The 21,077-nt window shown below is 68.6% G+C and carries 12 protein-coding genes; 6 read left to right on the top strand and 6 right to left on the bottom strand.

Translation table 11 applies throughout. The annotated features are described in order from the left end of the window. Window positions 1-236: 236 nt before the first annotated feature. Entirely contained in the window at window positions 237-3,674 is a 3,438-nt protein-coding gene (locus DB30_RS32365) for a P-loop ATPase, Sll1717 family (RefSeq protein WP_052556344.1), read from the top strand. Between the two features lie 3 nt (window positions 3,675-3,677). Here DB30_RS32365 and DB30_RS32370 read toward each other — a convergent pair whose 3' ends face one another. Continuing rightward, window positions 3,678-4,757 carry a sigma-54-dependent transcriptional regulator gene (locus DB30_RS32370; RefSeq protein ID WP_052556346.1) on the bottom strand — a complete coding sequence of 360 codons (1,080 nt, stop codon included), beginning with the start codon at window positions 4,755-4,757 and terminating at the stop codon, window positions 3,678-3,680. A gap of 366 nt (window positions 4,758-5,123) precedes the next feature. Here DB30_RS32370 and DB30_RS32375 point away from each other — a divergent pair, with 366 nt between their 5' ends. Continuing rightward, window positions 5,124-5,921, top strand: coding sequence for a hypothetical protein (locus DB30_RS32375; RefSeq protein ID WP_052556348.1), 798 nt, complete (start codon window positions 5,124-5,126; stop codon window positions 5,919-5,921). Between the two features lie 73 nt (window positions 5,922-5,994). On the opposite strand, the gene DB30_RS32380 is transcribed toward DB30_RS32375, so the two are convergent. Beyond that, entirely contained in the window at window positions 5,995-6,498 is a 504-nt protein-coding gene (locus tag DB30_RS32380) for a hypothetical protein (RefSeq protein ID WP_052556350.1), read from the bottom strand. Between the two features lie 221 nt (window positions 6,499-6,719). Between DB30_RS32380 and DB30_RS32385 the strand changes: the two genes are divergently transcribed. From DB30_RS32385 to DB30_RS32400, 4 genes are all read left to right on the top strand, one after another. Next, window positions 6,720-7,700: a hypothetical protein gene (locus tag DB30_RS32385; protein ID WP_153258437.1), complete on the top strand. Its 981-nt coding sequence runs from the start codon at window positions 6,720-6,722 to the stop codon at window positions 7,698-7,700. 29 nt (window positions 7,701-7,729) lie between these two features. Further along, on the top strand, window positions 7,730-9,325 hold the full coding sequence (locus DB30_RS32390; RefSeq protein ID WP_146661599.1) for a low-density lipoprotein receptor class A repeat-containing protein: 1,596 nt from the start codon (window positions 7,730-7,732) through the stop codon (window positions 9,323-9,325). 169 nt (window positions 9,326-9,494) lie between these two features. Then, window positions 9,495-12,422: a protein kinase domain-containing protein gene (locus tag DB30_RS32395; RefSeq protein ID WP_146661601.1), complete on the top strand. Its 2,928-nt coding sequence runs from the start codon at window positions 9,495-9,497 to the stop codon at window positions 12,420-12,422. 77 nt (window positions 12,423-12,499) lie between these two features. Then, window positions 12,500-13,336 carry a sterol desaturase family protein gene (locus DB30_RS32400; RefSeq protein WP_052556359.1) on the top strand — a complete coding sequence of 279 codons (837 nt, stop codon included), beginning with the start codon at window positions 12,500-12,502 and terminating at the stop codon, window positions 13,334-13,336. A gap of 437 nt (window positions 13,337-13,773) precedes the next feature. Here the strand turns inward: DB30_RS32400 and DB30_RS32405 are convergent, their stop codons facing one another. The 4 genes from DB30_RS32405 to DB30_RS32420 all read right to left on the bottom strand — a co-directional run bounded on the left by DB30_RS32405 (window position 13,774) and on the right by DB30_RS32420 (window position 21,054). Then, on the bottom strand, window positions 13,774-15,672 hold the full coding sequence (locus DB30_RS32405) for an anaphase-promoting complex subunit 10 family protein (RefSeq protein WP_052556360.1): 1,899 nt from the start codon (window positions 15,670-15,672) through the stop codon (window positions 13,774-13,776). Between the two features lie 334 nt (window positions 15,673-16,006). Continuing rightward, complete coding sequence (locus DB30_RS32410; RefSeq protein WP_052556362.1) at window positions 16,007-17,614, bottom strand: Eco57I restriction-modification methylase domain-containing protein; 1,608 nt, start codon at window positions 17,612-17,614, stop codon at window positions 16,007-16,009. A gap of 13 nt (window positions 17,615-17,627) precedes the next feature. Then, the gene (locus DB30_RS32415) at window positions 17,628-17,984 is read right to left on the bottom strand and encodes a DnaJ domain-containing protein (protein WP_052556364.1); all 357 of its coding nucleotides are present in this window, start codon (window positions 17,982-17,984) and stop codon (window positions 17,628-17,630) included. 43 nt (window positions 17,985-18,027) lie between these two features. Next, complete coding sequence (locus DB30_RS32420) at window positions 18,028-21,054, bottom strand: carboxypeptidase regulatory-like domain-containing protein (protein WP_052556367.1); 3,027 nt, start codon at window positions 21,052-21,054, stop codon at window positions 18,028-18,030. Window positions 21,055-21,077: the final 23 nt, after the last annotated feature.

Consider the following 21,077-nt stretch of genomic DNA (forward strand, 5'->3'; position numbering starts at 1 on the left):
GGGGTGGATTGCTTGGGGGGCGTTGGGGTGGTGGTGGCCTCCGAGCTGGGGGGCGTGGGGTGGATTGCTTGGGGGGCGTTGGGGTGGTGGTGGCCTCCGAGTTGGGGGCGTGGGGTGTGGATGGTGGCCTCTGAGCTGGGGGCGTTGGGGGTGGGTTGCGAACTTGGGTGGGATGGATGGGGGCAATGTGTGGGATGTCGATGTCTGGGGGGGATTGATGATCTAGTCTGCGGCGCATGGCGGCCGATGATCGGGTGTCGACGAAGGTCGGCGGTGGTGCGCTGAAGGCCGCGAACGTCGAGCTTGCGCAGGGGGATATTGTCAATGGTCGGTATCGGCTCGAGCAGTTCTTGAGCAGTGGTGGGATGGGGCGGGTGTGGCAGGCGACGGATCTGGATCTGCGTCGGGAGGTTGCGATCAAGTTGATGCACCCGGGGTTGGTGGCGACCCAGACGGCGCGTGAGCGGTTTTTGCGGGAGGCACAGGCGGCGGCGCGGTTGCGTAGCGCGAACGTGGTGTCGATCCTGGATGTCAAGGTTGATAGCGAGCGGGGGGTGCCTTACCTGACGATGGAGCTGCTGCGGGGGGAGGATCTTTCGCGGCGGCTCGAGCGGGGGGCGCTGAGCCATGCGCAGACGGTGGCGGTGATCAACGATGTGTGCGCGGCGATTACCGAGGCGCACGCGAAGGGGATCATTCATCGGGACCTCAAGCCGGCGAACATCTTCTTGCTGGAAGGGCGGCTCGAGCGGGGGCGGGAGTCGGTGGCGAAGGTGCTGGACTTTGGGATCGTCAAATCGCTGGCGGTCGACCCGATGGACCGGACCCAGAGCTCCGAGCCGCGCGCGCTGACGATGGCCGGGACCGCGCTTGGGACCGTGACCTACATGAGCCCGGAGCAGGCCGAGGACGCGCAGAACGTCGACCATCGGGCGGATCTGTGGTCGATCGCGGCGGTTTGCTTCGAGTGCCTGACGGGCAAGCGGGCGTTTCGAGCCAAGTCGCTGGCGGAGCTGATCCGCGAGACCAGCGGGGCGCGGGTCGTGCCTTCAACGATCGCGGACAACCTGCCGCGGGGGTTTGACGCTTGGTTTGCGCAGGCGACCCACCATGAGATCGATCGTCGGTTTGGCACGGTCGCGCAGCTGCTCGAGGGGCTGGTCGCGCTCGGCAAGTCGCAGCCCGCGGCGGCCAGCGTGCAAGCGGGGGCCTCGCTGCCGCCGCCGTCGCGCAGCTGGGCCTCGGACGCCAACCAGATCGATATCAACGAGCTGCGCCTGCTGACGTTCAAGAACAACGTGGTCACCGAGTTCTTGGAGAGCGGGACCAAGTACTTCGTGGTCGGCAGCAAGGGGCTCGGCAAGACCTTGCTGCTCACCTACAAGCGCTCGCTGCTTCATGAGCAGTACCAAGGTGGCGACGAGCGCAAGAGCGCGGCGGTCAAGTTCATCCCCGAGGGCCGGCCGTATCTGGACCTGATGAGCGATCTGCCCAGCGTGGGCAAGGCCGAGACCACGCTGATGTCGGAGCTGCACAGCTGCAAGCGCATGTGGGCGTTCGCGTTTCGCGTTGCTGCGCTGTCGCATCACGCGGGCGCGGGCGGCAGCTCCGACGAGCGCGACGAGCTGCTGCGCTTCGCGGCGCCGATCCGCGCGATGTTGGAGGGCCGCAAGGCCGAGCCCACGGTTGTGATCAAGCAGCTGCTGGCGCTGTCGTTTGGCGAGCTCAAGCAGATGCTGGATCGCAGCGAGAGCTTCCTCGAGTACAAGATTCGCTCGCTGCACAGCCCCACCTTCATGTTCGTCGACAAGCTCGACCAGGCCCTGCGCCAGCTCCCGCGCCAGGCTTGGATCGCCATGCAGGCCGGGATGATCGAGGCGGCTTGGGATCTGATGAGCACCAACGCCCACGTCAAGGTGTTCGCAACGATCCGCGAAGAGGCGTTCGCCGAGTACGAGTCCGACATCAAGGCCAACCTGCATGGGGCCACGACCGCGCTGCGCTACACCAAGCGCGATCTCGAGGACATGCTCGGGAAGCTGACTTACTTCTACGAGCGCGTGCAGCTGCGCGACTTCGTTCGCCTCGATCACATCACCACGACCCGCGGGGCCCGGGGCGAGCGGCCGTTCGACTTCATCTATCGCCACACGCTCGGGCGGCCGCGCGACCTGGTGATCATCGCGTCCGAGATCTCGCGCAATCGCGGGGCGCCGATCGACGAGCAACAATTCAAGCGAGTGATCCGTGAGACCAGCGCGGGGATGTTGGTCGCCAACGTGTTCCTGGAGATGCGCGTGTTCTTGGAGATCTTGCGCGATCGGGACGAGCGTGGGCGGTTCTTGGCGCTGCTGCACAACGACATCTTGACGCCCGATGATCTGGTCGACGTCTGGTGTCGGTTTCATGGGTTCGAGCGCGAGTACTACGATCTGCACGGCCGCGAGGCCGACGGCGTGTATCACCCGTTCCGCGAGCTGTTCGACTGTGGGCTGCTCGGGGTGGTGGTTCGGGATCCGGCGACCGGTCGACGCAGCCAGCACTTTCGCCAGCCCCGCGACGCGGTCGGTGGGTCGCGGCGACAGCTGCCGCCTTCGCCCCACTATCTGCTGCACCCGGCCCTGCAGGCGCTGGCCCAGCAGCTCGCTGGCGGCGGCGGCTTCGTGCCGTTTCGGCACGTGGTGATCGGACACCAGCAGCCCTGGCCCAGCTACTACGGGCGCATGATCGAGGTCCAGCGCGAGCTTCAGCGTGGCGCCGGGCGTGGGGACGAGGACAGCGAAGACGCGGTGTTCGAGCTGCTCGCTCGGTTTGACGCCCACGTGGGCGCGGGCGAGAGCATCGAGGTCGCGCGACATCTGGTCGCGGCGACCTCGGCGTTCGCCGAGCTGACGGCCCGGCTCGAGCGTCGCGGCTGGGATGACCTGCACCTCGCGCTGCTCGAGCTGTTTCCACCCCGGCGCGCGGCCAGCCCCCCGCGTGGCGCCGTGGTGACGCCCCCGCGCAGCCCCGAGGGCGCGCGAGAGCTCGTCGCCGACGAGCCGTCCGCTTCACGCGATTCGTCCGACCCGCCAGACTCGTCCGATCAATTGGACCACGAGGACCATGGGGATCTCAGCGGTCCCGATACGACCATGGGCCCGACCCACCGGGCCGCGGTCGCGATGCTGCTGATCGACATCGTCGCCTCGACCGAGTTCGTCGAGCACCACGGCGACACCATGTTGGTCGAGTTCCTGCGCGACATCCGTGACGTCTTGACCCACGAGAGCCACGCGGCGCCGCGGGTGATCAAGGGCGTCGGCGACGGCTACCTGGTCGTGTACGACTCGGTCACGGGCGCGCTCGCGGGCGCGCGGGCGCTGCTGGGGGGTCTGCAAGATCGCAGCAGCCTGCGCCTGGTCGTGCACTGTGGTGAGGTCCACGTTGGCGCCGCCGACGTGTACGGGGCGGAGGTCCACCGATTGTTTCGCCTCGAGAAGATCGCCGAGCGCACGCGGGTTGGGCCGCCAGGAGGGGTCACGCTGCCGACGCCAGGTCGGGTGATGCTGTCGGCTGCGGCCGTCGAGGCGCTGCCCGAGTCGGAGCGGACCGGGTTCGAGCGGGTCGGGACCTTTCGCATCAAGGGCTTCGAGGATCCGGCCGAGGTGTGGGTCGAGTGCGGCGAAGCCTGACCTTCATGGATCCTCGCGGAGCCAGCTGCGCAGCACCTGCGTGCGAGCCTGCGCGCGCTTGAACGCCCGCGCCTGGTTGCGCCGCTCGATCGTCGAGTTGGCCTCGAACAGCTCGAAGGCCTCACGCATCCCGCCGAGCCGCGCGGCCGCGCGCTCGAGCACGATCCCGCGAAACACGTCGAGATCGTCGAGCCCGAGGTGCTCGTGGCGCGCGAGCATCTCGTCGATCAGCGCGTCCGCGGCCCGCTCGAGCTCGCCGAGGATCGACGCGTTGGCTTGGCCGTGGTGGCACTCGAAGGTGAGCGCCAGCGACACGTGGGCGGCCTCGATCTGCTTGGCCTCTGGCAGCTCCGCCAGACACAGCGCCCAGGCCCGACGCACCACGTTGTCGAGCTGGCGCAGGTTGCCCGGCCACTCGGCGGCGCACAAGAGCTCGCAGGCGCGCAGGCTCAGCGATCGCGAGCCGCAGCCGCCCGCCTCGTCGCAGCGTCGCGCGGCCATGAAGTTGGCCCACGCTGGGATCTCGTCGCGGCGAGCGTCGAGCGCGGGGAGCTCGGCGACGAGCACGTGCACGCGGTAGTAGAGATCCTCGCGGAACTCCCCGCGGGCGACCGCGGCCTCGAGGTCGCCGTTGGTGCCCACGATGATCCGCGCGTGGCAGCGGCGATCTTGGCGGTCGTCACCCAACACCCGAAAGCAACGGTCTTCGAGCAGGCGCAGCAGCCCGGCCTGGCAGGCCAGCGAGAGCTTGTCGACCTCGTCAATGAACAAGGTGCCCGCGCCGGCCCGCGTGACGCCGCCATCTTGATCGCGGACCGCCCCCGTGAACGCCCCGCGTCGCCAGCCAAACAGCTCGCTCATCTGCATCTCGCGGGGGACCGCCAACAAGTCCACGGTCACGAACGGTGCGTGGGTTCGCGGCGAATGATCATGGACCCAGCGGGCGATCGAGGACTTTCCGGTGCCAGTCGGACCGGTGATCAGCAAGGTCTCGGGTAACATTGCGTAGGTCGCGAGGCGGTCGACAATCGTCCGCATCCGCGTGCCCACCACTGGCAGCACAGGGTCGGTTGGGATCGGCATGGACTCGAAAGGGCGCGACGTGGTCGAGGCGCTGGGCGTGTGGTGCATGGGGCTCGCTCCGGGCTCGCCGTGTACGGCATTTACTGCCATTCAAAGGGGCTGTTGCGCCAGACGTGTCACCCTTGCTGACACCGCAGACTATTCAGCCGCGCTTGTGAACTCGAGCTTGGATGTGGCGATCTGTTTTACCGGGGCAGCGAAGACTTAGCTGTTGGCGCCCGCACGCAGACGAGGCATCGACCGCCAAGTGCGTCCACGACGGACGTTGGCACGCGTCCGCGTTGGACGCTGCACGCGGGCGCAATCGCGAATAGCGGACATGTGCGGCCAATTGGAGCCGGCACGCAGGTTGCTTTGACACTGTGCATGAACAGCCACGTCAACCTCCCCCTTCACAATCGCATGTTCGCCTCGCTCGGCTGTCTCGCGTTGTTGCTGATGTCAGCTGCAGCGTGTGACACCGACGAGATCACCGCTGACGAGAGCCGGGCCGCCGCGCTCGACGTCGACGACGCCGTCGCCGCTGACGCCGACACCCCGCCGCTGGTCAGCCGTAGCCCCGATCAGATCGACGGCCTGAGCCCGGCCGGGTTCGACGACGAGCTTCAGCTGTGGGTCTACGACCGCGACGGCGACGGCTTCCCAGACGTCACCGAGGCGCGCGACGACACCGACATGCTCGATCCCGCCAGCAACCCCGCGACCGATCCCGAGCTAGACGAGATCGATGGCCCCAGCCCCGAGCCGGAGGCCGGCTTCGCCAAGTCGAGCTGCCGAAAGGGCTTTCAACAGGCTGGCCCGCGGCTGTGTATCAGCAAGCAGCTGCGCCCGGCCAGGCGGTTTCGCCGGGCGATCAACAACTGCCGCAAGCGCAGCAGCAACGTATGCAGCTACGAAGACTTGACATACCTGTATCTGAACTCGGACCTCGACGAGGACTACAACCCAAAGAACAAGTGGCTTGGCAACATCGCCGACGACAATTACGTGCTGTGTGGCAATCGGCGGATCAGCTACGACGGCGACCCCGATTGGGCCGACTTCGAAGGGATCTGCCACAAGAACGAGAAGCTGCCGTTTTGGTGCTGTCACGACGACGAGCAGGGGAAAAAGGGCCACGATGACGATGATGATGACGACGACGACGATGATGACGACTACTGATGCTCTGTGACGATTCGCTTCAGATCGCGGCGGCCTCGCGACTCCTCGGGGAGCGTGGGGCCGCCTGTTTGACTCACTGGTGGAGGCCGGCCCACGGGCGCGGATCGACCGAGCGAAACACGACGCCGCCCGGCAGCGATCGCAGTCGCTTGGCAAGCCCGACCACCAGCGCGACCACGCCGATCAACAGCAGCGGCCCGGTCACGACCAGGCCCATGAACAGCGCGTCCTTGCTCGCGAGGTATCCGGCCCCCGCCAACCCCACGCTCACCAGCACGCCGCCGCCAGCCAGCCAGGGCTTGGCCCTGGCCACGAACGCCCGCACCGCGAGCTCGTCGCGCAGGCCACAGCCGGGGCAGGGCGCGAGCGCGATCAACTCGTCGCCGGCCTGTTCCATGTTCCCGTGGGCGGTGCCCAGGGCCAGATCCCGCGAGTCGTCGAGGTCCTGCACGAGCCCGGCCTGGGCGCCGGCGCTCGCCTGCATGTAGACGGCGCCGTGATCTGCATGCCCGCAGTGCTCGCAGGTAAACGGCGCGTAGACCCAGCCGCGGCGAGTGGCATGGACGACGGTCGGCATGGGCCCGATCTACCAGATTACGGGTGAGGCGCCGAGGGCGAGCGGGTCGGCCGACAGCATCCGACGGTCGTGGTGACCGTCAGCGACCGACAGACGGTCGTCGCGGACAGTCCGTTCGCTCTCAATGCCGTGCCAGGGCCCACCAAGGTCAATGGCCAGGGTCTTGCACGGGGTGCTGACACTCGCTTGCCCAAGCTTGGTAGGCTGTCTGGACCTCGCTCATGCCCGCGCTCGAGTACGCCTCCCCCCCTCCCGTTTCCTCGGTGGTCCCCATGCGGCCGCTCCACGCCCGGTTTACGGCGCTCGCGGCCGGTGCTGGCCTGCTTGCCCTCAGCGTGGCCCCACGCACGGCGGCGGCGGCTGTGCTCGCGCCGGCCAACGCCAACGATCCGGCCGCGGCCGACGAGGCGCCGGTGGATCCCAACTTGGAGACCGCCGAGACCATCTTTCGGCAGGGACAAGCCAAGTACGAGACCGCCGACTACGCCGGGGCGATCGAGCTGTGGACGGCCGCCTACGCGTTGGTCGGCTCCTCTACCGAGAACGCCAGCATCAAGGCCCTGCTGATCTACAACCTCGCGCAGGCGCACCTCAAGGCGTTCGATCTCGACAAAGACAAGATCCACCTCAAGCAGGCGCTGCAGCTGCTGCAGAGCTTTCGGTCCAACCTCTCGCTGCTCCACGAAGATCAGGAGCAGCTCGCCACGGAGACCACCAAGGTCGAGGCTCGGATCGCAGAGATCGAGGGCATGCTCGCCGATCTCGAGCGCCCCGCGAGCGAGCCCACCCCGGTCCCGGCCCCAACCGTCGAGCCCGCGCAAGACGGCGGCGAGGCCGACGAAGACCTCCGCTCCGGGACCCCGCTGATCGCCGCTGGCGGCACGGTCGCGGGGCTTGGGGCGCTGCTCGGGGTCGTGGGGATCGTCGGCGGGTTGATGGCAAGCAACGCCAACGACATCAGCGATCTCGCGCCCGATGACCTCAGCGGTCGCGAGGATCGCTTCGCGTCCGGGCGCGCAGGCAACACGATGTTGATCGTCGGCTCGGTTGGCGCCGGGGTGTTGGTGCCGACTGGCCTCGCGTTGGTCGTGGTCGGGGTCTTGCGCAACAAGAAAATTGACCGCCGCAGCGCGGCGCTGCCTCGATTTGTCCCGAGCGTGAGCCCCAGCGGTGGTGGCCTGGCGATCTCGGGGCGGTTCTGATCAACGTCGACCGAGTAGGAGACACGCACGTGAGTGATAAATTACGCATTCAATCCAGTCTCAGGATCTTGGCGTCGTTGGCAGCGTTTGCCGCCAGCTTTGGACTTGGGGCCTGCTTCGACGGACTCGACGCCGCGGGTCTGCCGTGCACCAACGACAACCAATGCGGGCCCAAGAGCAGCTGCATCGAGGGGTTTTGCGGCGGTCTGTTCGCCTGCGACGACGGCGAGCGGATCAGCGAGGACGCGCTGTGTGACGGCACCGTCGACTGCCCAGACGGCTCCGACGAGGCGTTCGAGCGGTGCTTCGCCGACGCCGAGCCCTTCGAGTGTGACGACGGGGGCGTTGTCCCGCTGGAGTCGATCTGCAACGACACGTCCGACTGCGCGGACGGCAGCGACGAGTCCCCGGTGATGTGCGCGGGCGTGGGCGTGAACAGCTGCGAGGCGGCCGGCGGCGATCTTGGCTACGAGCTTGGCCCCGCCCGCGAGGCCATGCCGGATCCACGCGGGATGCTGCTGGCGAACCTCATCGGCTCCGAGAGTGACGACGCGATCGTGCGCGGCGATCTTGGCAACGAGCTCAGGGTCGTGTCATTTGACGAGACCGACCCCAATCAAGAGCGGATCTTGGAAGGGTTTGGGACCAGCAAGATCGTCGACTTCGAGCTTGGTGAGCTCGCCGGTGATCCGATGCTCGACCTGGTGGTTGCGACCACCAGCACCGACGACGAGGGCACCGACGCGGGGGTCTACGTGTTCTCCAGGGCCTCGCCGATGTCCCCGCCCGAGCTCGTCGGGGCGCCCTCGACCTTGCCGGGTCTGCTCGACGCGCAGATCGTGGGCATCGAGCTAGGCAACTTCGACGGGGACGAGACCAGCGACATCGTCTTGATCGTCGATGGCGCGGTCAAGGGCCGGGCGTTCGTCGGTGTCGGCGACTCGGCCGCTGGCGAGGGGGGCGGGGCCTTCTTCGAGTTTGCGCCGCTCGAGTCGTTCGCGCTCGACTACGAGACCTTCTTGGACTCGGCGATGACCGACCTCGACAACGACGGCGACAGCGATCTGCTGGTCACGAGCATCACCGATGGCAAGGGCGTGCTGTGGGTCGTCCGGCGCAGCGGCCAAGACGGTGAAGGCGAAGTCGAGTGGGACGCGCCCGCGCAGGTGATGTTGCCGTTTCCGGGTCGGGAGCTGGCCGTGGGGCGGTTCTCGTCGACCATGGCCTTGTCCGACGACGTGGTGATCCTCGACACGATGTCGGGCGACCTGCGGACGCTCATCAATCAGAACGGCACGTTGATGCCGCAGCCGCCGCTGCCGGCGGTGGAGGGCAGCCAGGTCTCTGGGCTCACGCTGGCCGACATGAACTGCGACGGCAACGCCGACTACCTGATCAACGTGGGCAGCCCGGCCGAGGTCCGCGTGTACCTTGGCGATGGCTCGGGCGGGCTGTTGTCGGAGGATCCGATCATCTACGCGAGCGACGGGGCCCCGCGCGGCGCCCTTGGGGTGCTTCACGCCGACGGCGACTCGACCCCGGACATCGTGTCGGCCGTCGAGCCGGGTGGTGAGGTCAGCACCGGCGAAGTGCGGCTGTTGGTGACGGCCAACGCTTCGAACTGAGCGCACCCGCGGCGGTCGCCCCTCGCGTTCGACCTCATCCATGGGTGGGGCACGGGTGGGGCACGGGTGGGGGACCGGTGGGGGACCGGTCGCGGCTGCGGCTTGAAGCGACCGCCACCTCCCGAGATGCCCTGGGGACAAGCGATTCGCATGCGCTTATGCTAAGTCCGTGGTCGAGGACGCTGACATGGAGGGCGAACCCTCGCGCCCGATCACAGCGGTAGACTCGGCGGTCGATTCGGCGGCTGAGTCCGTGCCCGAGCCGCGCACCCAAGCGGGGCCGCCACGTCTGCGTGAGCGCGGCGAGACGATTGGGCGCTACGTGGTCGTTGACACGATCGGTCAAGGCGGCATGGGCGTGGTCTATGCCGCCTGGGATCCCCAGCTCGATCGCCGCATCGCGCTCAAGCTGGTCAACTTTGGACCGGCGTGGGGGACCGAGGGGGACACCCAGCGCGCCCGGTTGCTGCGCGAGGCCCAGGCGCTCGCGCGGATCGAGCACCCCAACGTCGTCAAGGTCCACGACGTGGGGGTCAGCGACGGGCAAGTCTTCATCGCAATGGAGCACGTCAACGGTCAGAGCCTGCGCGAGTGGCTGCGCGCGGATCACCGCTCGGTCCGCGATGTGCTCGAGGTGTTCGTCGCCGCCGGTCATGCCCTCGCGACCGCGCACGCGATGGAGCTGATCCACCGTGACTTCAAGCCCGACAACGTGCTGGTCGGACACGCCGGTGAGGTCAAGGTCGTCGACTTCGGGCTCGCGCGCGACAGCCGACGCGACGATCGTCCGCGCGCGCGCGAGTGGGCCGAGACCGAGCCCGTGATCGCCCGGGCGCTCGAGCGCGCGGCGTCCGAGAGCCAAGCTCGGACCGGGGCGGCCCGAGAGCCCTCGGGCCCCGAAGCCATCGGCGAGCTGGACTCGGGGATGGACTCCAGCGGAGCCAATCCAGACTCCGGGCCCAATTCGTTCCTGGTCCATCCGTCGAACATCACGATGGCAGGGACCGTGCTGGGAACCCCGGCCTACATGGCGCCCGAGCAGCACGAGCACGCGACCGTCGACGCGCGCTCGGATCAGTACGCGTTTTGCGTGAGCCTGTGGGAGGCGCTGTACGGCAAGCGGCCCTTCTCGGGGCGCCGGTCCGAGGTCCTCGCTCGTCGCAAGCGCAAGCTGCAGATCCGCGAGTCGAGCCGGGGCCTGCGGGTCCCCAAGCAGGTTCGCAGCGTGTTGTTGCGCGGCTTGAGCCCGCGCCGCAGCCGTCGCTTCCACACCATGCAGGACCTGCTGACCGAGCTCGAGGCCAGCCTTGGCGAGCGGCGCCGTCGGCTGGTGCCCACGGTGGCGCTGGTCGGCGTCACGCTGATCGCAGCGGTGGTGGTCTGGTCGGTGTTTGCGCGCGGTGAGGATCAGCCATGCGCGGCTCCGGTCGAGCAGCTCGCGGGGGTGTGGGACGACGCCGTGCGGGCCGACGTCGCGGCCGCGATCGCGGCGAGCGAGCTGACCTACGCCCCGGACAGCTGGGCGCGGATCTCCACGGGGCTCGACAGCTACGCCGAGCGCTGGCTCGCGGCCGAGGTCACGGCCTGCGAGGCCACGCACCTGCGGCACGAGCACGACGCCACCTGGCTCGAGGGTCGGCGCGCGTGCCTCGAGGCGCGTCGGCGAGAGCTCGCTGGGCTGACGACACAGCTGGGGCGCGGCGACGCGCGCACCGTCGAGCACGCGACGCGGGCGGTCTCCTCGCTCACGCCGATCGACGCGTGCGAGCGCGATCAGAGCCCCGAGCTGATGCCGGAGCCCGCCGATCGAAGCCGGCGCCTGCGCGTGGTGAGGGCCCTGGATCAGCTCGCGGCCGCCCGGGCAAGCTTTGGCTCCGGCCAACTCGAGGACGGGCTGCGTCGCGCACGAGCGGTGCTCGAGCTCGCCCGGGAGCTCGACTGGGCCCCGCTCGAGGCCGAGGCCCTGTTCGAGATCGGTCGCCACCGCGCCGACGTGGAGCTGAACCTCGAGGCCGAGCTCGAGACCCTGCACCAAGCCGCGATCGCGGCCCTGCGCGGTGGCCATGAGCAGCTCGCGGCGCGCAGCTGGTCACGGCTCACCCGGGGGCTGGTGCGCGCGGGGCAGCTCGACCAAGCGCACAGCTGGCTGGGCTACGCGGACGAGCTGGCGAAGGCGCTGGCGCTCGCGCACGGCGAGGACTTGGCGTTGGCGGCCGATCTACTCCACGCGCGGGCGCAGCTGCACTTCGCCAAGCAGGACTTCGCCGGGGCCGAGGTCCACGCGCGCGAGCGGCTGGCGAGGCTGCGCGAGTTCTACGGCGAGGACAGCCCCCACGTCGCGGACGCGCTCAACAACCTCGGCGTCGCGGTCTACATGCAGTATCGCAAGGACGAAGCGGTCGCGGCCTACCGCGGGGCGCTGGCGATCCTCGAGCGCGTGCACGGACCCGAGCACCCATCGGTAGCGACCATGCACAACAACATCGGGGTGGTCTCGACGGATCGCCACGCCTACGCGGACGCGCTCGTGCACTACTGGCGGGCCGTCGAGATCCGCGAGCGCGTGTACCCGCCCGATCACGCCCTGGTGTTGCAGTCGCTGGTCAACCTGGCGAACGTGCACCTGTTCTCGGGTGATCCGGTCGCCGGGGTCGCGATCGGGCTGGAGATCGTGCTGCGTCGGGACGCGGCGCTCGAGCTCCCGCAGGCTCCGGCCAGCGCTGCGGTCGTGGCCGAGCGACGGGTTCGCTTGGTCCCGGATCTCCTGCGACTCGCGCGATTGTTCGCGGCCGCGGGTGAGCATCGCAACGCGCTGGGTGTGTTCACGCAGGCCCTGAGCTTGCTCGACGAGGTCCCGGGCACGAGCCTGCCACCGGGCTTCGAGCCGCCGCCCGCGGGCCAGGCTTGGCCCCCGCACCTCGATGGATGCCGCGCCGACGTGCTGCTGGGCATCGAGGACGCGAGCCGGGCGTTGGGCCGGGCGCACGACGCAGACCAAGCGCACGCGCGGCGGGGGGGGATCCCCGTGCAGCAGCCAGCGTACCTGCGCCGGTGTCTGGACGAGCACAACCGGTGGGCGGCGGCGAATCCCCTGTAGATCGCGACCCGTGATCTTGGTCGCAGCGGCGCTCGCCCACGCTGCTAGGATTCTGCGCCTTCTCGGCCCCACATCTCATGCTCATCAAGCTGCTCGGCATCGAAGACGCGCCCCTCGCGATCTTCTTGGTCCTCACGGTCAGCGGTCTGCTGGCCTACTTCCTGGCCTCAGGACTTAGCTACCTGTTGTTCTTCGTGTGGGGCCGCAAGCGCTTCCACCCGGACTACGTCGCGGATCCGCAAGAGAACCGCAAAGCCCGGTTCTGGGGCGCGGTGTCGGTCGCTGGCAACGCGCTGTTCATGGTCCCGTTCCACTGGCTGCTCTCGCATGGCTACGGGCACCTGTACTGGGACGTCAGCGACTACGGGTGGCCGTGGTTGATTGCGAGCTTTTTTCTGTACCTCGCGGTGACCGAGACGATGATCTACTGGACCCACCGCGCGCTGCACTCGGACTTTCTCTACAACTGGCTGCACAAGCGTCACCATCAGTTTCGGGTCACGACCTCGTGGGTCAGCACCGCGTTTCACCCGATCGACTCGTTCGCGCAGGCGCTACCCCATCACCTGTGTGCGTTCTTGTTCCCGGTTCACGCGATCATGTACTTGGTCATGGTCGGCTTCGTGACGGCGTGGTCCGTGGTGATCCATGATCGAGTCTCGCTGGTTCGCTGGAAATTCATCAACTACACAGGCCACCACACGCTTCACCATTGGTACTACCAGTACAACTTTGGGCAGTTCACGACCGTGTGGGATCGGCTGGCCGGAACCTACAAAGACCCCGAGCTATGCTACGAGGACGTGCCCGAGGGGGTGGTGGTGCGGTGGCAGGATGGGCCCGGGAAGTTGGTCGGGCCGTGGGCGCCTCGGCCTACGGATCTGCGTGAGGATCTGGCCGCGGCCGCTGAGTAGGGCGGCCTGAGGCCTGATGTTGCGTGCTACAAATTCACGTTGTGTTCGGTGGTTGGTGTGCCGGCGGGGGACCGCGCACGGGCTGCAGACTGTTCCAGCCCGGCTGCGGTCTACTTCAGTTTCGTGACCCCGCTTCCTTTGGTCTCGTCTCACTGGCCCGGCCGCGCTTCTCTTCGCTAATCTCCACGTGCGTAGATACGCCGGGTTGAAGCAGTCTGCGGCCTTTGTGCGCTCTGCCTTCGACGGGGGTGGCTCCGATCCGAACACGCGGGGGGCGTGTGCGGGCGTACTGCCAGGAGTTGCGACACTGCCATTGGGCCTCAGTGCCGTGCATACCCGGAACGAACTTCGGGTGTGCGGCACCTAGCTCGTCCGCAGTGCAGTTCGCGGCCGAGGTTGGGGCCAGCAGGGGCGACAACGTGAAGACGTCCGCGTGCTCAGCCCGGACCGGGCGGGGTTGGGCTTGGTGGCGGGGCCGGGCGGGCGTCTTCGGGCTCGTCTTCGGGCTCGTCTTCGGGCTCGGGCTCGGGCTCGTCGATGTCGCCCTCGTCCTCGCCGCCATCGTCGTCGTCCAACTCGTCGAGCTCGCCCTCGTCGGCGTACTCGCCCTCGTCGCCGTACTCACCCTCGTCGCCCTCGCCATCGACCAACGAGGCGTCGGGGTTGATCCACACGTCGGTGCAGGGCGTGCAAGAGCTTGGCGGGCGCACGAACAGGGCGCCGTTGCTCTCGAGCTCGGTGAGCATGCCGGGTTCGGCGAGGTACAAGGACGCGGTGTCGCCCCGCTTGGACGAGAGCTCGACGAACAGCTTGTCGCCAGTGCGGCGCAGTCGGAGCCCGCGGGCGTCGGCGAGCTTGCTCTCGTGCTTGCCAATGATCTTGCCGCTGGCGTCGAGCTGGTAGGCGCGGGCCTTGCCGTCACACGGGGCCGAGGCGTAGAGCGTGTCGGTGCCGACGCTGCAGATCATCCACTGCGCAGGGTCGAGCTGATCGGCTGCGGTGAGCTTGGCTGCTGCGATGACAGGCGCGAGCTCGCCGGCGCCGCCGCGATGGCAGCCGGCGACGCCGCCCTCGAGCGGGATCCCGCGGGGCAGCGGATCGGGGTCGAAGCCCCACGCGCGCAGCTGCGTCGCGCCGTCTTCAGATCCCTCTGGGGGCGGGCGCTTCCACTTGAGCTTGCCGCCCTCTTCGACGATGCCCTTGATCGTGAATTGGCCGTCCGCGTTCATCCAGCCGACCGCGAACCCGTGGCCTTCCGCGTGGCGATAGACCTGGGCCCCCGCGCCGCCGAGCTCACCGAGCGCGTAGGACATGCGGTTGCGCTTGTCCAACAGCATGTAGTTGCCCGATGACGCGCTGCAGGTGGTCCTGTGCAGCCGCTCGAACAGCGCGTAGTCGTCACCGACCTGACCAAACACCGCGCTGGCCCGACCAAACCGACGCCGCGCGGGGCCGTCCTCGCCCGAGGGCCCGGGGCGGGTGAGGTTGATGAAGACCTGCCGGATCGTGTGGTCACGATCGTCGCCACCCCAAGCCGTGGTCTCCCACCCCGCCCACGCGAGCGCCGGGTCGAGGATCACGGGCGGCCGCGCGACGCCGTCGGTGCCATACACCTCGACCTCGGCCAGCTGGATCTGCTGGTCCTTGTTGCCGGCGTGCAGCTCGAGCACCTCGATCGCCAGGCTCTGGGTCTCGACGGGGGCGTCGAAGCGCACGTAGCCGTGATCCGCACCGTCAGGCACGGTCGAGTCGAGGTAGCCGGCGTCGGTGTGAATGCGGACCTTGGCGACCCGCGGGTGCGCCTTGTAGTCGCGGTAGCGCGGGCCGCCAGCCGTGTACAGCCGCACGACCTCGACCTTGGCCTTCTCGGGCAGCGCGAGCCCAAGCACGCACGGCTTGGCCTGGCCAAACTCGCAGGTCCACGCCGTGTCCAGATCATCGTCGCGCGTCAGCTTGGCGTCACCGGAGCCGGCCGCGCCCCACACGGGCAGCTTCACGGTGGCCATCAGCGAGAACAGATGGGTGATCTTGTCGATGCTAAAGCCGAGGCCCTTGGCACCCTTGGCGGTGGTGCTCGCGGCGGTCGTGGCTTGGGTGATCGCCACCGCGACCGCGCGTGGATCGTCGGGTTCTTCTTCGGTGGGCTGCGCTCCGGTGTCGTCGACACTTGGTGTCGGCTGCGGATCCGCGCCAGATCCCTCAGCGTCGGGTGTGGTCGAGTCGTTGCTGGTCGTCGCGGCGTCGTTGCTGTTCGACTTGCACGCGGCGGTCAGCGCGAGGCTGAGCGCGAGGGTGGAGAGCAGGGGAGGGCGGACGAGTGCGCGCGGGGAGGCCATGGCTCGCCGGGAGTCTAGACCTCCACAGAAAGTTTCGCACTTGGGCCATGCAGGCGGGCTCAACCTGCGCTGGACCCTGCTCCGTGCGGGTCGAGCGGGTGGGGAATTGCTCGATTTACACGTGGTGGGGCCGGGCTACGACTTCGAGAGCGCGCAGGCTTGGACGTCGTCGAGCACGTAGGTGCCCCGCCCACGGGGCTGTCGTTGGTGGTGGTCGACCTGCTCGCGGGCGGTGTCGGCCGGAGCAGCACCAAGGGGCGGGCTCGCGGGTACAGCCGGCGCTGCTCAGCACCGACGCGAGACCCAAGCAACGATGGCGACGCGCATGGCCGGCTCAGCTCGCGCGCCCGAGCGCGGTGGGCCCGAGCGCGCTGGATTGGTTGCGCAGGCTGTCAGCGATGATCGAGTCGATCGTCTCGGTCGACTCGATCGACTCGAGCCGCTCGGAGCGCTCGAGCGGGGCAGCCGGGTGTTTGCGGGACTGCGCCACCGCCTGGGCGATCGCCTCGATCACCGGCAACCCAGGCAGCGGGAGCGATCGCAGCTCCGCCGCCGAGACCTGGGTGTTGCCGCTCGAGATCCGAAAGTAGGCATCGATCGTCTTCGAGCCGAGCAGCGCCGCCAAGCCGATCACCTCGTGCTCTGTCATCCCCCCAGGGCGGTGCACGAAGTTGACGTGATTCTCGAGCCCGAACACCGGGCACTCGAGCTCACTGGCCAAGTGGGCCGCCGCCGTGATCCGGTGGGCGTCTTCTTTTGCCGAGAATCGACGCAGCAATACATAGTTTTGATTGGGGAGCAGCCGGGCTGGCCCGATCGACCTGCAGACGTGCTCGTGCTTGCGAAACTGCCGGCCCAGCGGCCAGGTCACGCCATTCGCAGATACGTGCTGTAACCACAACAATGGCACCGTGGTCCGCCCGCGCGCGCGCCGAAGATGTTGCGTGGAGCGAAATGGCACGATTGGACCGGTCGACACTTGCAGGCCCAGATCCGCCAACACGTTCGGCCACCCGCGCACCGCTTGCAACAATTCGAGCTCGTCTGGGCTCGTCGGCAGCGAGACCACCGCGTCGTCGCGCTCGCCGATCACGTCCCGCGCGGGCGCCCGCAGGCAGGTGAGCGCGGCCAGATCGCGCAGCCCTCGCGAGCGAGAGATCGTGACTTCAGGTCGCGCCGCAGCGTGGTTGGCGTACACGACCACAATGTTCTCTTGCAGCACCGCGTCGCCGCGAAACGCGTCTGCGCGCGAATCGAATACGTGGACGCGGCGCAGCTGCATCTTCTGGTGAAAGCGCGCGCGAAACCGCCGAAAGTACCAGCCAGACGCGAAGCTGCGCGGGACCACGAAGCACAGCGCGCCGCCCGGGTGCAGCAGCGCGCTGGCGACCTCCATGAAGCGGGCGTAGATGTTTGGCGCGTCACCCCCCCGCGGATCCGAGGGCGGCAGCTTGTAGTAGGGCGGATTGCCAATCGCGACGTGAAACCGCCCGACCGGCCGATCCTGCAGCTCGAGCACGTCTTCGTTCAGCACTTTGCTCGAGAACCGCGACCCCAGCAGCTCGCCCGCGAGCGCCAAGCTGCGCTCGAGCTGCGCGCGCGCCGTGGGCTCGGACTCGACCGCGACCAGCTCGACGCGCCGGCCTGGGTGTTGCTCGAGCACCCGCGTGGCCAAGCTCAGGCCCATGACCCCGGTCCCCGCGCCCGGATCCAGGATTCGCAGGACCTCGCCGTCGTGTGGGTCGAGCTCGACCAAGCTCGCCATGAACACGCCGAGCGCCGCGGGGCTGAAGAACTGCCCCCACTGCTTCTTGTGGGCCCGCGTTGACGCCAGGCCCAGCGCCCGCGCGCGTTGCACTGCGTGGGTGACGACGTCCTGGCGGTGGTTCACGGCGGCCAAGGTCTCGACGACGACGGTACACGCAAACCGCGGCCTTCGCATGCCAGCAGGCGGATCAGGACTTCTTGCGGGCTCGCCGGGCGGCTGCGGCCTTGCGCCGCAGATCGTCGAGCAGCTCGCGGTCGCGGGGCCCGAGCGGCTGGCCGCCCGGCCCCAAGACCGGCGGACCGACCTTGGTGATCGCCGCGGCTGTCTCGTCGATCAGATCGTGGCCGACGCAGGTGGCGTCGTATTCGGCGCGCGCGACGGGATCGCTCAGCACGGCAAACGCCGCGTCGACCAGTCGCGCACGCGCGGGGTCTGGCGTGTCGGGGTCGCGATTCGCGAGTTCTCGTTGGTAGGCCCGCAGAACCTCATCTGTGTCGGCCTCTGGGCCGACGCCGAGGAGCTCATAGTAGTCGGGCCGGGGCATTCGAAGGTGTTCAATAACACCTTTGCAACCGTTTCCAAACCAATCACCACTCCACTGGGGGGCCAAGCACGATTGTGACTGCCGGCTTTCCCTCGATCGTCAGCTGAATCTTGGTGCCGGGCGGGGCGCGGGTCAGCTTGTTGAAGCGGTGGCTGTCGAGTCCTGTGACGCCGCGGCCATCGACCTCGGTGATGCGATCGCCAGCTGCAAGCCCGCTCTGGTCGGCGGGGCCGCCCGGTCGGATCACCGCGACCTCGAAGTACTCGTCCTCGGGCTCGACCTCGGGGCCGGTCGACTTGGTCTTGAAGCCCAGGTCACCGCCGGTCTCTCGCTGCCCAAGCCGCGACGCGATCAGCTCGATCTCGCCAAGATCCTGCACGAGGGGCTTGGCGGCCAGCCGAAGGCTGCGACGGCTCCAGTCATAGTCGGAGTCGGCGGTGAAGTCGCGATACATGATCATCACGTCGACCGCTCCGGTTGGGACGTCCTCGAGCTCGAAGCGGCCATCGCTGTCGCTCACGTCCTTGTTCTCGCCCGGCGAGTCGAAGCGGAACGACGGCGCGCCGTTGCGAGCGTTGACGTTGACGCGGTAGCCAGCCACTGGCGCGCGGGTGTCTGCGTCGATCAGTCGGCCCTTGACGGTGATCTTGGCCTGCAGCTCGATCGTCAGGTCATCGATCGACGCCCCGGGCGCGAGCTCGACGGTCGTCGCGGCCGAACCGCCGGTCGCAGAGACGTTGATCTCGTAGGTGCCTGGGGGCAGCTCGCGCATGGCGAACGCGCCCTGGGTCCGAAAGAAGGCGTCCCCACGCGAGAGCGCGGCGGCCTTGTTGGTGACCTGAACCTCGAAGCGCTCCGGGCTGATCTGCCCGTCCGCGAACACGACCTTGCCCGCGATCTGTCCGGTCTCGACGATCGTCAGCACCACGCCGCTCGAGCCCAGCTCGACGCCCTCGACGATCGCCTCGCCGCCACCTTTGCGGTAGGCCCGGAGCATGTAGGTGCCCTCGGACAGCTCGCGCAGCTCGAAGCCGCCGTCGTGATCGCTGAGCACGGGCTTGCGATCCCAGCCCCAACGCAGCGAGCCGCGCGAGCGCGACGACCCTGCCGCGGCGCTGTCCGAGACCCGGGTGGCGTCAATGAACGCGTCGGTCACGGGGGCGCCGTCACTGTCGACCACCTGGCCGCTGATCGTCCCGTCGCGACCCTCGACGACCAGCTCGATCTCGGCGTCGCGGCCTTGCACGATCTCGACGACCTCGCCTTGAACGTCATCGTCGGAGGTCCCGGGCGCGCGCAGGTCGCTGAACCAATCGATCTGGGCGCGGACGCGGGCGCTGCCGGTCAGGAGCCGCTCGAACACAAACCGGCCGTCGTCTCCGGTGCGCGCGGTCTCGCGTGACCAGCTGTCGACCGGGTTGACCGAGACCGAGACGCCGGCCACGCCCACGCCGGACTCATCGCGGACGATGCCGACCAAGCGCCCCGTCGCGGGCAGCACCAAGCGCACGCCTTCGAGGTCGGCGGCTTCGCCAAGCTCGACGATCTCTGGCTCGTCGAGGCCAGGGTAGTCGGCGCCGCCGACCGTCAGCTCATAGTTGCCCGCCAGCAACCCGCGCAGCTCGAAGGCGCCGTCGGCCTCGGTCTCGCTGCCCCAGCTCGAGGTTCGCTGGCCGCGGGGATCTTCGCCGGGCTTGGGTTTGGGCCGGCCGCGGACGTTGACGTGCGGGAGGCCGTTGCCGTTGCTGTCAACGACGACGCCACGGATCGCGAGGCCGGTGTGGACGCGCCACTCGAAGTCGACCAGGTCTTGGTCCGCGACGACGATCGGCTCGTAGCTCTCCTCGGGCGTGTAGCCGTCACAGCGGATCTGGACCTCGTACTCGCCAGGCAGCAGCGCGCGCACGAGCACGCCGCCCTGCGCGTCGACGGGGCCGGTCTGGCGCAGCTCCTTGGCCTCGAGGCTGACCCGGCCCTCGGGGCATGGCTGTCCGGTCTCGGCGATGACGATCTTGCCCGTCAGCGAGACCGCCGGGTGGGCGGTCACCAGCGTGTCTTCGGCGTCCTGCGCGAGGCCAAGGTGGATCTGCTCGACAGTCTCACCGTAGAGCTCGTCCGTGGTTGCGACCAGATCATAGATGCCAGGCTCGAGCCCGGTGATGCGGAACTGGCCCTCGTCGTTGGTGATCGCGTTGCCACTGCCGCCGCCGCTGGATTGAAACCGAGGCGCGCGCGTGACGACAGTGGCGCCCGGCACCGGCGCGCCGGTCTGGGCGTGGACGACCGTGCCGCTGATCGTCGACTCGGGGGTCATGAAGATCTGCGCCAGCTCGGTCGGCGCGGCGCTGCTGGTGCCCGAGGCCGCGTAGCCCTGAGCTTGGGCGGTCAGGTAGGTCTCGCCCGGCTCAACCCACACCTCGAAGCGCCCCTCGTCATCACTGAGCGCAACCGCCCGGGCCGCCGAGTTGAATCGCCAGCCCCGGCTCGCGCTGACCAGCGCACCGTCGATGACGCCACCGCTGATGTCCTTGACGACCCCGCGGACAGCCACGCCGCCACCCTCGAGGGTGACGTCGACCTCGCGCCGCTCCTGGCCCGGCGCGAGGCGCAATTCATCGCGCCGCTGCCCGTCTACGCGCTCGCTCCAGTGCCCAGGCCGAAACTCGGGGGCGCTCGCGGTGATCGAGGTCTCGACCGGCCACAGCTGCTCGAGGCGATAGTGGCCGTCGTGCTCGGACAAGGCGCAGCGCGGGCGCCCGTCTCCGGCGCCGCGCAGGCTCGCTTGATCCGCCCACGCGCACACGTTGGCGCCGGCGATCGCTTGGCCTCGCTCGTCGCGGATCGTCCCCGAGATCACGGCCTTGTCCGCGCCCAGCAGCTTGGTGGTGCTGTCGATCGGCCCGCGCTGTTTCGCCGCGTTCGCGCGCTCGAGCAGCTGACTCGGGCTGGCTTCGTCGGCGCCCGCGCTGGGGTCTGGGGTCGGGCCGCGGGAGACCCACCACCCGGCCAGACCCAGGATGACGGCGACGAGGGCCAAGATGCCCAGCTTCGAGTTTTTTCGGTCAGTCATTCGATACCCAATCGAGGCCCTGG

This window comes from Enhygromyxa salina (genome assembly GCF_000737335.2).
GTDB lineage: Bacteria > Myxococcota_A > Polyangia > Nannocystales > Nannocystaceae > Plesiocystis > Plesiocystis salina_C.

Bases quoted from the DNA above. Each gene is read 5' to 3' on its own strand.
- DB30_RS32365 (WP_052556344.1), top strand. From the start codon at position 237: ATGGCGGCCGATGATCGGGTGTCGACGAAGGTCGGCGGTGGTGCGCTG.
- DB30_RS32370 (WP_052556346.1), bottom strand. From the start codon at position 4,757: ATGCCGATCCCAACCGACCCTGTGCTGCCAGTGGTGGGCACGCGGATG.
- DB30_RS32375 (WP_052556348.1), top strand. From the start codon at position 5,124: ATGAACAGCCACGTCAACCTCCCCCTTCACAATCGCATGTTCGCCTCG.
- DB30_RS32380 (WP_052556350.1), bottom strand. From the start codon at position 6,498: ATGCCGACCGTCGTCCATGCCACTCGCCGCGGCTGGGTCTACGCGCCG.
- DB30_RS32385 (WP_153258437.1), top strand. From the start codon at position 6,720: ATGCCCGCGCTCGAGTACGCCTCCCCCCCTCCCGTTTCCTCGGTGGTC.
- DB30_RS32400 (WP_052556359.1), top strand. From the start codon at position 12,500: ATGCTCATCAAGCTGCTCGGCATCGAAGACGCGCCCCTCGCGATCTTC.
- DB30_RS32405 (WP_052556360.1), bottom strand. From the start codon at position 15,672: ATGGCCTCCCCGCGCGCACTCGTCCGCCCTCCCCTGCTCTCCACCCTC.
- DB30_RS32410 (WP_052556362.1), bottom strand. From the start codon at position 17,614: ATGCGAAGGCCGCGGTTTGCGTGTACCGTCGTCGTCGAGACCTTGGCC.
- DB30_RS32415 (WP_052556364.1), bottom strand. From the start codon at position 17,984: ATGCCCCGGCCCGACTACTATGAGCTCCTCGGCGTCGGCCCAGAGGCC.
- DB30_RS32420 (WP_052556367.1), bottom strand. From the start codon at position 21,054: ATGACTGACCGAAAAAACTCGAAGCTGGGCATCTTGGCCCTCGTCGCC.